8 protein-coding genes are annotated in these 15,372 nt (G+C 41.9%); all 8 read left to right on the plus strand.

What is annotated here, in order from left to right:
• Nucleotides 1-240 precede the first annotated feature (240 nt).
• The 8 genes from D7V92_RS12260 (at nt 241) to D7V92_RS12295 (ending at nt 15,366) form a co-directional block, all read left to right on the plus strand.
• A complete protein-coding gene (locus D7V92_RS12260; RefSeq protein ID WP_121772980.1) occupies nt 241-807 on the plus strand; it encodes an RNA polymerase sigma factor in 567 nt (188 codons plus the stop codon).
• Nucleotides 808-1,211: 404 nt separating this feature from the next.
• Nucleotides 1,212-2,216 carry a FecR family protein gene (locus D7V92_RS12265; protein ID WP_121772981.1) on the plus strand — a complete coding sequence of 335 codons (1,005 nt, stop codon included), beginning with the start codon at nt 1,212-1,214 and terminating at the stop codon, nt 2,214-2,216.
• Between the two features lie 224 nt (nt 2,217-2,440).
• Nucleotides 2,441-6,004, plus strand: a complete 3,564-nt coding sequence (locus D7V92_RS12270) for a TonB-dependent receptor (RefSeq protein WP_121772982.1) — start codon at nt 2,441-2,443, stop codon at nt 6,002-6,004.
• A 20-nt stretch (nt 6,005-6,024) separates the two neighbouring features.
• A complete protein-coding gene (locus D7V92_RS12275; RefSeq protein WP_057317259.1) occupies nt 6,025-7,854 on the plus strand; it encodes a RagB/SusD family nutrient uptake outer membrane protein in 1,830 nt (609 codons plus the stop codon).
• A gap of 13 nt (nt 7,855-7,867) precedes the next feature.
• Entirely contained in the window at nt 7,868-8,710 is an 843-nt protein-coding gene (locus tag D7V92_RS12280; protein WP_121772983.1) for an endonuclease/exonuclease/phosphatase family protein, read from the plus strand.
• A gap of 37 nt (nt 8,711-8,747) precedes the next feature.
• Complete coding sequence (locus D7V92_RS12285) at nt 8,748-9,665, plus strand: endonuclease/exonuclease/phosphatase family protein (RefSeq protein ID WP_036614114.1); 918 nt, start codon at nt 8,748-8,750, stop codon at nt 9,663-9,665.
• Between the two features lie 953 nt (nt 9,666-10,618).
• Nucleotides 10,619-13,834 carry a SusC/RagA family TonB-linked outer membrane protein gene (locus D7V92_RS12290; RefSeq protein ID WP_034531715.1) on the plus strand — a complete coding sequence of 1,072 codons (3,216 nt, stop codon included), beginning with the start codon at nt 10,619-10,621 and terminating at the stop codon, nt 13,832-13,834.
• Between the two features lie 20 nt (nt 13,835-13,854).
• Nucleotides 13,855-15,366, plus strand: a complete 1,512-nt coding sequence (locus D7V92_RS12295) for a SusD/RagB family nutrient-binding outer membrane lipoprotein (RefSeq protein ID WP_036613364.1) — start codon at nt 13,855-13,857, stop codon at nt 15,364-15,366.
• The last annotated feature ends 6 nt before the right edge of the window (nt 15,367-15,372 follow it).

The raw sequence follows: 15,372 nt of genomic DNA on the forward strand, positions 1-15,372 counted from the left end.
AACTATGTCGGTTAGTGTAGATGATATGAATGATAAGATAAAGATAATCAGCGGATAACTAAATAGTAAAATTACCGATGGTAGTGGAGAACTAAAGAAAAAACGAACTAGATGGTTGTTATTTAGATATTTATATTATAAACAAGACATGGTCTCATCAGAACTCATGTATATGAAAACTGCAAATATGCAGAAAGGAGATAAGATTTGTATGGCGTGGATATGTAATATATATGTAATATGAAAGTGGATGGACATTTGCTTATAGATCTGAAGAATGGAGATGAAAAGGCTTTTGAGACTCTATTCTGGAAATATAATGAGCATGTATATCATTTTATTTACTCATTACTATATGAAAAATCTATGGCAGAGGACTTGACCCAAAACGTTTTTCTTAAGATTTGGGAGAAGCATGAGACGATAGATGTGGAGCAAAACTTTGACGCCTATCTATTCACCATCGCCCGTAACTTAGTTTATAAAGAGACAGAGAATCGGCTACTCTCCGAGAAACTGACGGAAAGCCTACAACGGCAACTATCAGATGCCGATTCTCTTACGGAAGAACGAATCGACGCAGAGTCTTTACGGGAATATATTAATAGCTTGATAGAAGAATTACCGCCATCACGTCGGGAGATATTCCGTTTGAGCCGTCATGAACATTTATCATATAGAGAAATAGCGGAACGCCTCTCTATCTCAGAAAAGACCGTGGAGACACAGTTGAGTAGGGCTTTGCGTTTTTTGCGAGATCGACTTTCTTCTGATGGCTTTCTTTGCCTTATAACACTCTTTTTATAGTTAATAAGCATTAAATATCTTGTGGTTTGTAGGGGTAGATAGTTTTTATCGGATATACGTATATATGTATATGATTGGAGTGGAAAATGTATTTGTCGATTGATTACGGATATAAGACTATTCAATATTTGTGTGACAAACGATGATAAAGAACTAATAGCCTTGGGCTGGGATGATGATTATCATCTGTATTCTTTTGATCTGTCAAAGGTTATGTCGGTTTGGTAGTGAAAAACATTTACTCTATTGAAAATCCTTTTCGTAACCGTACATGCGGAAAGGAACATCGACCGTTTACTTATGAAGGCAGAAAATAAGTATGATATTAATTTGTGTTAAATCACGGATCTCTCGATTTTTCCGTGTAAGGGTAAAGTTCTTTTTCGGGATATACTTATTACACGATGAGAAAAATGCATACACATATCGAATTATTGGATCGCTTCATGAGTGGTAAGACTTCACCGGAAGAAGAGCGAACTCTTTTGGCGTGGTTTAGAGATCCCGATCATAAAGAAGAGATCATGGCTTTTTATAAGTCTAGATGGGAAGAATCTTCCGGGAAAAAGCTTTCTCCTGAGATACAAGGACAGATGTTTTGTGAGATTAAAAAGCGGATAAGACAAGAGAAGAAAACTCTGGAGATAAAGAAGAAACCGCATACCTTATGGAAGTGGCTTTCTTATGCGGCGGTGGCTTTAATATGTATAGGCCTTGGAATTGGCTCCCATTGGTATAATATGAGACAGGTTCCACCACCTGATCCATTGGATTATGTGGTGTTGGCAGATAATGGGCAACGTGCTAGCGTGGTTCTTCCTGATGGGACGAAAGTATGGTTAAATTCGCATACTAAACTTAATTATAAGAGTGATTATGGCGTGAAAGAAAGATCAGTTTCTTTATCTGGTGAGGCTTATTTTGAAGTTTCGAAAGATACATTGCGCCGTTTCTTGGTAAATGCGGGGGATATGGAAGTCGAGGCGCTAGGCACAGCTTTTAATGTGAAGGCGTATGAGGAAGATGACGAGGTGGTTACGACCTTGTTTGAAGGCAGTGTACGAACAGCGGTTGGAAAAGAGTTTGTGATTCTGTCTCCGGATGAGAGTGCGGTTTTTAATAAGTCTAGTCATATATTATCTGTTAATCACCCGACAAATGCTTCTTATGCCCGTCTTTGGCGTACGAATGAACTGGCCTTCTCTGGCGAGTCGTTGGAGGAGATTGCGGTATTGATGAATCGAATGTATAATGTTGAAGTTCGTTTTTTGTCCAATAAGATTAAAGGCTACAGTTTCTCGGGGGTGATCCGGAATAATAGTCTGGATAATGTATTTGAAATAATAAGCCTTACGGCTCCGATTACGTATGTGTCGGTAGGTGATACTATTTATTTAAATGAGAAATAGAAAGTTGAGTGTTAACCTAATAAAGAAGAAGCCTATGAGATGAGCTAGATGATTGTAGTAAAAAAAGAAGAAAGGCAAGGCCCTTCTTCCTCTTAAGCAAAATCACTTGTATATAATATCTTCAAGGAAATAACTAGCCGGTTATAAATAAGATAGAATATGTAAATGATTTGCTTGTAAAGTTACCTGTTTAAAATCTATGTATTATTAAAAAACTTTTAAAAATGAGTAATTTCAAGCACTCTTTTTTCCGGACACTTTTGTATGCCCAATTATTGTCGGGCTTTTCCGGAGTTGCGATTGCCGCCCAGATATCGTTGTCGGTAAAGGATAGACCGATGCGGGAGGTTATTAAAGAATTAGAGGAAACGACTGAATATCGTTTTTTCTATAATGATGGGATCAAAGGTCTGAATTCTCCGATCTCTGTTGACGTGGAAGATGCGGATATTAATGCTGTAATGGATGCGATAGCAAAGCAAGCGAATGTGGCTTATGTATTGAAATCGGGTCATCAGATCGTTTTATCATCGGTAAAAACTGTTCAGCAACAAGGTAATAAGAAAGTTACCGGTACGATTACAGACCCGAAAGGGGAACCAATCATCGGGGCGAATGTGGTCGTGAAAGGATCTACCAATGGTACCATCACGGATATAGATGGTCATTTCTCTATTGAGGTAACTCCGAATGCGATACTTCAGGTTTCTTATATTGGTTATGTGGCTCAAGATGTTCCGGTAGGCAATAAAGATAATTTGGTTATATCTATTCATGAGGACACGCAGAAGCTGGATGAGGTAGTCGTGGTGGGTTATGGTTCCCAGAAAAAAGTGAATTTGACCGGTGCGGTAGAGCAAGTGACTAGTGATGTATTCGAGGGGCGTCCTACGGCTAACGCTACTCAGATGTTAGAAGGAGTTGTCCCGAACTTAAATATTTCCTTGTCTGATGGTAAACCGGGGCGTACGGCGGATTTTAACGTACGTGGCGCCGGTTCTATCAATGGGGGTAGTGCTTTGGTGTTGATTGATGGTGTGGAAGGAGACCCTTCTATGTTAAATCCGAATGATATTGAGAGTATTTCCGTATTGAAGGATGCTGCCGCTTCCGCTATTTATGGCGCACGTGCTCCATTTGGCGTGGTTTTGATCACGACGAAGAACGCTACGGAAGGTAAGCCGAAGGTGACATGGTCTTCTAGCTATTCATTACAATCACCACAGAATGTGCCGGATGTAGTTTCCGATGGTTATATTTGGGCAAAGCATTTTTATGACGCTTATTTTAATTACAATCAAGCGAATCCTTCCGGTATCAACAAGACACAGCAATTTTCCGTGGCTTGGCTGGACGAGTATAAGCGCCGTCATGAGACGGGCGATTTCGGGACGGTGATCTCTGATGGCTCTATCGGTACAAAAGGCCGTTATGTGTATTATCCGGAAGGAACCGACTATTATGATCTGATGTATAAGAAGAGTGTCTTTGCGCAGAATCAAAATCTTTCCATCTCGGGTTCCGACGGGAAGTTTGATTATTATTTGTCAGGACGTTTCTATAGTTACGATGGACTTTTCGATAGCGATGAGCAAACGGATAAGTTCAAGACCTATAACATGCGTTTCAAGGGAGGTTATCAGTTAACTCCTTGGTTGAAGATCAACAATAACTTTGAGTTTTCCCATAATAAATACTACAATCCGATTACCTATTCGGAAGGTTCTGGTGTGGTATGGAGAAATATCGCGGACGAGGGACACCCGTCATCGCCACTGTTCAACCCTGATGGTACGATGACTTATTCTGCCGTCTATACCGTAGGCGATTTGCTTTATGGACGTAGCGGTATTACGACAAAGAACTCCAACTTAAAGAATACTACGACATTCAATGCTAAGTTCTTGGGTGACCGTTTGCGTGTGAATGGTGATTTCACGTATCAACAGAAGACGCAAGAGAAGACCAAGAAACAAGTACGTTCACCGTATGCACGGTCGGTTGATGCAGATGGGGAAAGCCAGATCGAACATATTACGGGTACCTATTCCAATTTGGCAGAGACAACTGATCATACGAACTATCTAGCAACGAACCTTTTCGCAGAGTTTGAGGAAACTTTTGCCGAGAAACATTATTTCAAGGCCATGGCTGGATGGAATTACGAAAAATCTACTTTCAAACGCATCTATGCTTATAATGATGACTTGTTGACGGATGACGTGGACAACATGAATTTGGTGATGGGTACTGATAACCGGAGTATTACCTCACAATGGAAAGCTTATCAGTTTGGCGGCGCTTTCTTCCGTTTGAATTATGCCTTTGATGATCGTTATCTGTTGGAGGTAAACGGACGTTACGATGGTTCCTCCCGCTTCCCGAGTAATGAGCGTTGGGCTTTCTTCCCTTCGGCTTCCGTGGGTTGGCGAATCTCGCAAGAACCTTGGTGGAATGTTAAGTCCGAACATATCTCTAACGCTAAGATCCGATTTTCTTGGGGCTCTTTGGGTAATGCTGCCGGGTTGAGTAATTATCAATATATCCAGACATTGGGTATCAGCAAGTCTGATTATATCCTTGACGGTTTACGGCAGAATTATATGTCATCTCCGGCGGCTCTTCCCGGCAACTTGACGTGGGAAACCGCTACGACGTATGATATAGGAGCGGATTTAGGATTCTTTGATAATCGTTTGACCGTAAGTGGAGATTATTATATCCGTAAAACAACTGATATGATCGTGAATGGTCCGACCGTGCCGGATGTGTTCGGTGCTTCTTCTCCGAAAGGTAATTATGCGGATATGTCTACTTATGGCTATGAGTTGTCTTTGGAATGGAGAGATGGATTTGATTTAGCTGGTAAACGATTTAATTATAGCATCAAGGGTACATTGGCAGATTACTATTCAGTGATCGATAGGTTTAATAATGCGAATATGTCATTGAGCAAGTACGCCAATCAATCACTCGACAAGAATTATTACGAGGGGATGCGTATCGGTGAGATTTGGGGATTTGTATCCAATGGTTTGTGGCAGGACCAAGCCAGTATCGATGCGGCTGAGGCTGCCGCGAAAGCTGCGGGACAATCCTATTATAATCCGCTCATGCAAACATCGAAAACCTATAAGTTGTATCCGGGTGATATTAAGTTTGAAGACTTAAATGGCAACGGTTATATTGATCGTGGACAGAATACGGTAGATGATCCGGGCGACCGTAAGATCATCGGTAACGAGGAGCCTCGTTATATTTATAGCTTTACGCTTTCTGCCGATTGGAACAATATCTGGGTGAGTGCTTTCTTCCAAGGAGTGGGTAAGCAGGATTGGTATCCGTCTAATGAAGCCTCTACGTTCTGGGGGCAATACAATCGCCCGTATAACCAGATGCCTTCTTGGCATGTGGGAAACTATTGGACTCCTGAGAACCCGGATGCATTCTTGCCTCGTTACGCTGGTTACTATGCGCCTTTCTATGGAGGTCATAAGAACGCTAACACGCGCTATTTGATGAATGCGGCCTATCTACGCTTGAAGAACATACAGGTTGGCTATAATTTACCGTCGGAATGGATTAAAAAATTGCATTTGACAAATGTGGGAATTTACCTTTCCGGGGAAAATCTCTTTACATGGTCTCCGCTTTACAAATATTCCAAGGATGTCAATGTCTCGAATATCGGTGAATCGGATAAGGACTTGACTTCCAGCAACAGTGGTGATGGATATAATTACCCGATGATGAAGTCGTTCAGCATCGGCCTGAATGTTACATTTTAAAGAATAGGAGATTATACGAAATGAAAAAGAATATACTATTAAGCGGTCTGGTGGCACTCTTGGCTATATTTTCGGGATGTGAGATGAATGAGGAACCAAAGTCGGAGGCTTCTGTGGATATGGTGTTTAGCTCCGAGAATGGTTTGAAGACGTATGCATATTCGTTTTACAATGTCTTACCTTCCCGGGGAAGTGCTTTCCGGCGTGATGCTACGGCGGATTATGGAGTGAAGAATTCCTTAGGCGGTATGGAGGTTGGCGCTTATACCACGAATAGCGCGACGAGCTGGTCGTGGTCGGCTCTTCGTAATATAAATTTCTTTTTGGAGAATAACGTGAATGAGTCACTAAGCACAACTATCCGTGACAATTACAATGGTATCGCACGCTTGTTCCGTGCTCGCTTCTATTTTGATAAATTGGTACAATATGGCGAGGTACCTTGGATTGATAAGGTATTTAACGAGGCTGAAGACCCGGATCTTTATAACCCGCGTGATACGCGTGATGTGATTATCGGGCATATCTTGGAGGATTTGGATTATGCGTATACGAATATATTGGAAGAGGATGTCACGCATAATTCAACGATCGTAAATAAATGGACAGCTGCCGCTTTCAAATCTCGTGTTTGCTTGTTTGAGGCTGCTTGGCGTAAATACCATGCCGCTGACCAATTGGATATCGCTCGTACGGGATGTACGGAATATTCGGCCAAAGATTTATATAAACTAGCGGCTGAGGCGGCTAGGGAAGTTATGGATAACGGACCGTACAAACTTTATACTTCGGGTGCTTATAGCGATGGCCGTGGAGCGTATCGCGAACTTTTCATTGCCGATAAGGCCGTTACCACGGAGGTAATGATGGCTATCGAGACTGACAAGGTGTTAGGACTGGGTGAGCAGAATTGGTGGTATAATTCCTCTACTTACGGACCACACTTATGCATGAGCCGTAAATTTATGCTGTCATACTTGAATGCGGATGGTACGCCTTATGTCGAGAAAAAAGCGGATGGAAGCTATAAGAATTTCGTGGAGGAGACAACAGGACGTGATACCCGCTTGAACCAAACGATCCGGGGAGCGGATTATACCCGTAAGAATGCTTCTGGTGTTTATGAGCCGACCGCGGCTAATTTTACGGGACATACATTGACGGGATATCAGTTTACGAAGTTTGCCATGGATGACGTGGCTTACGATGATGCGGCTACGAATGATAATGACATTCCTATCATGCGCTATGCTGAGGTTTTGTTGAACTATGCTGAGGCTAAGGCTGAATTAGGCGAACTGACTGATGCGGATTGGGCGGCTACGATAGGTGCGCTTCGTTCTCGTGCGGGAATTACGGGAGGTACACCACAGACAGGTACATTGACAACCCGTCCGTCATCCGCAGAGCCTTATATCGCTTCTTATTACCCGACGATCTCTGATCCTTCCTTGTTGGAGATCCGTCGCGAACGTGGTATTGAACTTTGTCTGGAAGGTTTGCGCCTAAATGATTTGAAACGTTGGAATTGTTGCGATCTTTGGGTGAACGATCCTTGGGAAGGTATCTTTATCCCATCACTTAACCAACCGTTGGATGTGAATGGCGATGGTAATTATGATGCCTATTTCTATGATACGGATAAGATCGCTGATGAGAAGTATGCTGCGATTGGTGTCTATGTGGGTACAAATAAGAGTAATGTGCTTAACGTGAAGCCGGTTCAAGGAGGTTATTTGATGGAGTATAATTACGCCGGACGTAGCTGGCCGGCTCGTCAGTACTTATATCCGATACCGGAGGTAGTAATTCAGTTCAATACGAATCTAAGCCAGAATCCGGGCTGGTAATCAAGGGGGTATCATGAGAAACTTAATTATAGTGTTTATCTCTTTATTTACTTTCTGCATAGGGATATCCGGACAACAGAAGTGTAAACTGAACGTGGGTAGTTTTAACCTGCGGTATGATAATGAGGGGGATAAGGATGATTCATGGGTACACCGCAAAGACATGGCGGTATCTTTGGTTCATTTCCATGATTTTGATGTCTTTGGGATTCAAGAAGGGTTGATTCACCAAGTGAAGGATTTGGTGAAAGATGGTATGTATACGTTTGTTGGTGTAGGCCGGGATGACGGAAAAGAGGCAGGGGAACATGCTGCGGTCTTATTTAAGAAAGATCGGTTTAAATTATTGGACTCGGGAAATTACTGGTTGTCGGAGACACAGGATAAGCCTTCTTTTGGCTGGGATGCGCAATGCCGGAGGGTTTGTTCTTGGGCGAAGTTGAAGGATAAGGTTTCGGGAAAGGAATTTTATTTCTTTAGTGTGCATTTCGATCATATCGGTAAAGTGGCCCGTCATGAGTCTGCTTTGATTATGTTGGCTAATATTAAAAAGATAGCGGGGGATTCCCCTGCTATCTGTGTAGGTGATTTCAATGGTACGCCGGATTCTGAGCCTATACAAATATTGAAATCCGATGGTTTACTGTTGGATTCACGGGAAATCTCAAAAACACCACCCTATGGAACGGTAGGAACGACAAATCAATTTAATTTGAATGCTCCGATGAAGAATCGAATTGACTACATTTTCGTTACCAAGAATATTCACGTGAATAAATATGGTACGTTGAATGAGTTCCAATACGGTCATTACCCTTCAGACCATTTCCCGATTATGATTGAGGCTGAATTTTGAGTTTAAGGATTAGGATGTTAAAAATAATTATAAAGGTATGAAGAAGCTAATTTATTCTTTCTTATTTCTCCTTTGCTCCGTGTTTGCGTTGCAGGCGGAGTCTATGGTAGTTGCCACTTATAATTTGCGTAACGCGAATGCGGGTGACTCGACGAATGGTAATGGCTGGGGGCAACGGTATCCGTATATCGCCCAGTTGATTCAGTTTCACGGTTTTGATATTTTCGGAACTCAAGAAGGCAAGTATCAGCAATTGCAAGACCTTAAAAACGCAATGCCCGGTTATGATTATATCGGGGTAGGGCGTGATGATGGTAAACAAGCCGGGGAACACTCTGCCATATTTTATCGTAAGGAGAAGTTTGAGGTACTGGATCATGGGGACTTTTGGTTGTCTACGATAACCGATCGCCCTAATAAGGGATGGGACGCCGTTCTTCCCCGTATTTGCACATGGGGTAAATTTCGGGATAAACAAACCGGCTTTACTTTCTTGTTCTTTAACTTACATATGGATCATATTGGCGTACAGGCCCGTGCGGAAAGTGCGAAACTTATCCTTAAGAAGTTGAAAGAATTTCCGGAGAAGCTACCGGCGATTCTGACAGGTGATTTTAATGTGGATCAACATAATGAATCCTACTTATTACTGGACAATTCCGGTATTATGCGGGATTCTTATCAGATAGCGGATTTCCGGTATGTACCCAACGGCACGTTTAATGCCTTCCATGCGGATCGCAAAACAGACAGTCGTATCGATCATTTATTCCTTACGAAAGAGTTTGATGTGAAAAAATATGGTGTCTTGACGGATTCCTATCGCTCGGAAGCGAAAGAAAGTACGGAGAAAGAACAGAATGCTAATTTCCCTAAAGAGGTTTCCATGCAAAAATATGTTGCCCGTACACCATCCGATCATTTCCCTGTAATGATTGTGGTAGAAGTAAAATAAAAGAAACCTATTTTTTTACTGGAACCGCTCCATAATTCTATAGTCGCCGCCATTGATTTAGTAATCATTGGCGGTGATTTTATTTATACCTTGATTTTCTACTTTTATACACTTTTTGCTTTTGGTTGATATATGTTCGTTTTTTAATATGCTCAAGTCTCAGCGGAACTGCAGTAAAAATATTAGTTCCAATAGTATTCCCATGTTAAAACTCTGAAATATTTTCAGCAAATATACTAATATTTATTTTGAAAACACAAACTGTTATAATATTAGGTAATTGGTATATAAGTAAACTAAATATTATAAAAACACAATGAATGCTCCTTATATTGCGTATTGTTGATAACGAAATCAGTATTGTTGGAAAATCATCATAAATGAAAAGTGAGGTTTCTTTTCTTTGTTACTATAACTAAAAATTATTGATAATCAAAAATTCGTTAGGAGTTATAATCATATTATTCTCATAAGGTAAAGGTATCCTCACAATATTTTTATTGAAGATCTTTTTCTTTCTCCAATGGATGTGCCTAATCTATGCGATCCTGTTCGAGCTTAACATAAATAAGTGTTTGTTTTGTATTTAGACCCACGGTTTAATTTTATTTAACATTTTCTTGCGCTGAAAATAAATGATATATTTTGTGGTAGATATTTAGTTAACCTTGGTTTGCAGGCCTCTTGTAGGCCAGAGTATAAATTATATAAGCGTTGTATATTAATGCCTGTATCGATTTAAAGAATCGTCCGGATCAAGATTTTGCTCCTTACTGATGAATACTCCCATTAAACAAAAAGCAACACAAGCAAACATGGAAATGATGTATGACTAAATATGATATAATAAATACTATATAATTACTCAAGAGAAAACATAGTTCCGCTGAAACTCAGGTATATTTTATTTTTTGTAAGGAAAAATTATAATTGTATTATAAAATTTAATGTCTATGATGAAAAAGTTAACTTTTACCTTACTGTGCCTTGTGATCAGTATGTGTACAGTGGTTGCGCAGAATGTGAAGGTGACGGGAACTGTCACTAGCGCAGATGATGGGCAGCCGGTTATTGGTGCATCAATCATTGTCAAAGGGACAACGATTGGTACAGTAACAGATTTTGATGGTAAGTTCTCTCTGGATGTGCCGCAGGAAGGGAAAATATTGCAAATCTCGTATGTCGGCATGAATACGCAGGAGGTGGCTGTAAAGCCGGTCGTTAAAGTTCTCTTGCAGTCGGATACCCAGAAACTGGAAGAAGTAGTAGTTACGGCGATGGGTATCACTCGCTCTGAAAAAACCTTAGGTTATTCTGCTACGACTGTAAAGGCTGATGATATCATCAGTTCGCGTACGACAAATGTGGCTGATGCCCTTTCCGGTAAAGTAGCCGGTTTGTCTGTTAGTTCAACCTCTGCTGATCCGGGTTCGGTTAGTAATGTTGTGATTCGTGGTTTTAGTTCTATCAACGGTAGTAATCAGCCGCTTTATGTTGTGGATGGTGTGCCTTTGCAGAATAATATGGTTTCCGGCAGTGGTAAGAACGTATCGACTGGAGGTATCTCGAGTGTAGCTTCAGAAGATATCGCTTCGATGACCGTATTAAAAGGTGCGGCTGCGACTGCTCTATATGGTAGCCGTGCCGCTAATGGCGTGATCGTAATAACAACGAAGTCTGGAAAGAAGGGTGACGGACGTAATTTCTCGATCAGTTATAGTGGCAATGTGCAGTCACGTGTGGTTTCTTACTTGCCGGAATTGCAGAACTCATTCGGACAAGGATGGAACGGTGCGCAGACTTTTATTGAGAATGGTTCTTGGGGCCCCCGTTTGGATGGTTCGATGCAGGTATATGGTCCGATCTGGAATAACCAACAATTAATACATGAGTATAGTGCTAAGAAAAATAACTTGAAAGATTTCTTCGATCCGGGTTGGTCACAGAATCATACGATCTCTTTGAGTGGCGTCTCTAACGATAGCAAGATGGATTATTACCTATCTTATTCTTATACGAATGATGATGGTATCATGCCGGACGACTATGATACGTACGAACGTAATACGGTGGCCTTCCGTGGCGGTTACCAAGCGACAGACTGGTTGAAGGTGTCATCGTCTGTCAACTTCGCACGCAGCCAGACGGATGCCGTGGGTAGTTTCCAAGGTACATCCGTGATTGATGGTGTACTAGAGTTGCCGCGTGATATCTCTATTGTGGACATGAAAGATACTAGTTCTCCGTTCAATACTCCGGAGGCTTACTTTACCCCTTACGGTATCACTAATCCGTATTGGGCGTTGGAAAATAACTATAACCATACGGCATCGAAACAGATCTATGGTAAAGTGCAGTTGGACGTGAATCCAATTAAGGAATTGAAGCTTTCTTATCGTATGGGTTTCGACTATACGGATTACGATCGTAAGGTAGGTTCTCCGCAAATTAACTTGGATGACGCCTTGATCGACGAGGATTATGGATACGCTCCTTCCAATATGAACCAGAGTGGTTATGTTTATGCGAGCTATGGTCGTTATTACGAGTTGAACCATGACTTCTTAGCCAACTATGCTAAACGTTTCTTGGATAATAAGTTGGACGTTAACGTAAATGTCGGTGTGAACATGAATGAGCGCGGTAATACGCGTATGACCGGTCAGACCGATGATTTATCTTTCTATACCGGTTTCTGGGATTTGAGCAACGGTTCAACGAAGACAACTTTGGAGGAAACCCAACAGAAACGTCGTTTGGTTGGTCTTTTCGGTGATGTAACTTTTGGATGGGACGATATGATTTACTTGAACTTGACGGCCCGTAACGACTGGTCGTCTACGTTGCCGATCGACAACAATAGCTTCTTCTATCCAGGTGCTACATTAAGCTGGATCTTTACCCGATTGATCCCTGAAAATGAAATTCTTACCTTTGGTAAAGCTCGTTTGGCTTACGGTAAGACCGGTAATGACGCTTCTCCTTATCGTACCGGACTTACTTATGTGCAAGGTACGGCGCATGGTTATTATGGCAGTGATGTATCTAAGTTCCCAATGAACGGGGTGAATGCTTTTATGGCTTCCAATACGAAGGGGAGCAACACGCTGCGTCCGGAAATGACTTCCGAGTTTGAGGTAGGTATGAATTTACAATTCTTTAATGGACGTTTCGGTATCGATGCCGCTTATTACGATCGTAAGACGAAAGACCAGATTTTTACTCTTCCGACCGATCCTTCAACAGGTTTCAGCTATATGGTGACTAATTTTGGTGAAGTCAGCAACAAGGGTGTCGAATTGGTTATCAATACGATTCCGGTACAGACCAAGAATTTTCGTTGGGACTTGAGTTTCAATTTCTCGAAAAACAACAATAAGGTGCTTTCATTACCTGAGAGCTTGGAAGGTGGAAAAGTTTCTATTTATAATTTCTCCGCCGGTAATGATGCGATTTATATGTATGCGGAAGAAGGTAAGCCGATGGGACAGTTCTATACTTATTTACCAAAGAAAACAGCGGATGGAAAGCCAATTGTAGATGCGAATGGTTATCCTGTTTTAGGTACGTCGGTTGAAGATACCGGAAAGAACATGAATTATGATTGGACTGGTGGTATCAATACGGCTCTTACTTACAAGGATTTCACGTTGAGCGCGGCTTTGGATATCCGTAGTGGTGGTTATATGTTCTCACGTACAAAGAACTTGATGCAGTTTACCGGTAACGGTGTGGTTACGACTTACAACGATCGCCGTCCGTTCATTATCCCGAATTCGGTTGTTGATAATGGTGATGGTAGTTATTCTGAAAACACAACTCCTATCTATCTGGGTAATGGTAGTTATCAGACCTATTTCAATGATTATGGATATGGTGATGGTGGAGAGGCCTATTTGATGGATCGTTCATTCGTCAAATTGCGTAACATTAGTTTGACTTGGAATGTCCCGAAGCGGTGGGTACGTAAGATGTCATTGAGTAATTTGGCTATTACGGCGTTCTGTAACAATGTGTTTACTTGGACTGCATCAGACAACCGCTATGTTGATCCGGAATCAACTACCGTATCACAGTCTTCTTATGGTGATTTGGCTACGCAATTTGGTGAGCTTTATACCAACCCGTCTTGCCGTGTATTCGGATGTAACCTGAGTGTTAAATTCTAAAAACAAGGAGAAAATAAGATATGAAAAAGATATTATTAGCATCAGCACTACTTTTAGGTGTGAGCTTTACTTCTTGCAACAGCTATTTGGATATCAATACTGATCCAAATTCGCCTGCAGAAGAAAACATCGAGACATTTATGTTGATGCCTGCCATCGAGATGAATACGGCTTCCAGTTATGGTAACTTTCTGCGTATCGCCGGCGGTTTCCATGCCCAGCAGTATGCTCATCTGTTCGGTACGAGCAACTATTTGGATTATTCGAAGTTCAATATGTCGGCAACCCGCAGTAGCGGTACCTATACGCAGTTTAACCAAAAAGGTTTACAGAACTTGAAAACATTGTTGGCTAAGGCCACAGAAGATGAAGACTGGGGTACTTACTTGGCCGGTACGGTTTTGCGTGCGTTCATTTACGAAGCTTTGGTGGATTGCTATGGTGAAGTGCCCTATACGGAAGCGTTGGACTTGGAAAACTTCCCGACCCCGAAGTATGATGAAGGGCAAACTGTTTATGAGGGCGTGATTGCCGAAATCAACGCGGCATTGGAAAAGGTTTCCCCTGCGAATATCGTTTGTACCAACTTCCTCTTTCCGTCTTCGACGGCTGATAAATGGATACAATTCGCCAATGCGTTGAAGTTGAAAATGCTTATGCGCATGTCTAATGTTAAAGATGTACGCTCTGAGGTGGCAGCTTTGATTGCGGAAAACAACTTCCCTGCTTCTGATGTCTCTTATAAAGGTTGCTGGAAGAATGAACCGGGACAGATGAACCCATTTTATTCGGAAGAGTTTGCTACGACTTGGGGATCTACGCAGACCAATATTGCGGCCAACTTAGCTATTATCGGTACGATGCAGGTGAAGAACAGCGAAGGCGCTATTGAATATGAGGACCCGCGTTTGTCTGCGTTTTTCGAAAAAAACAAGGCTGGAGAATATGTCGGTGGTATCTCGGGTACCAACTATCCGAAGTCTACGAGCAAACTACAAGATTGGTGCCGTCCGGTAGCTACGTTTGACATGCCGGTTTACTTGATCACTGTATCGGAGATCGAATTCTTTAAGGCTGAATATTACGCACGTTATGGATCAGCGGCAGATGCTCAAGCTCATTATGCGGCTGCAATCGAGGCATCGTTTGCTTCCGCCAATGTGGATGGAGCGACCGATTACATAGCCCGTTATCCATTCGAGGCTTCCAACTATAAGAAGAGTATTGGCTTGGCTAAGTGGGTAGCACTTTCAGGAGTCAATCCGTTCGAGGCTTGGTGTGAAATGCGTCGTTTGGATTATCCGACATTCGGCACAGTCAAGGGCAATGATTTCTATACCGAGGGCGATCAGGAATCATACAATGTTTCTAAGTATGTGCCTGGTACGCTGTACACTCCGATCCAAGTATTTGGCGAAGTAGGTGCGAATAAATTGTTAGAACGTTATCCGTATGCTGAAAGCTCATCCTCCCGTAATGAGAACACGCCGGCATTCCCGGGGTATACAGCACCGGTATTCTGGGGTAAATAATCAAAT

Source organism: Parabacteroides sp. CH2-D42-20, assembly GCF_003670185.1.
GTDB classification, from domain to species: Bacteria; Bacteroidota; Bacteroidia; order Bacteroidales; family Tannerellaceae; genus Parabacteroides; species Parabacteroides distasonis.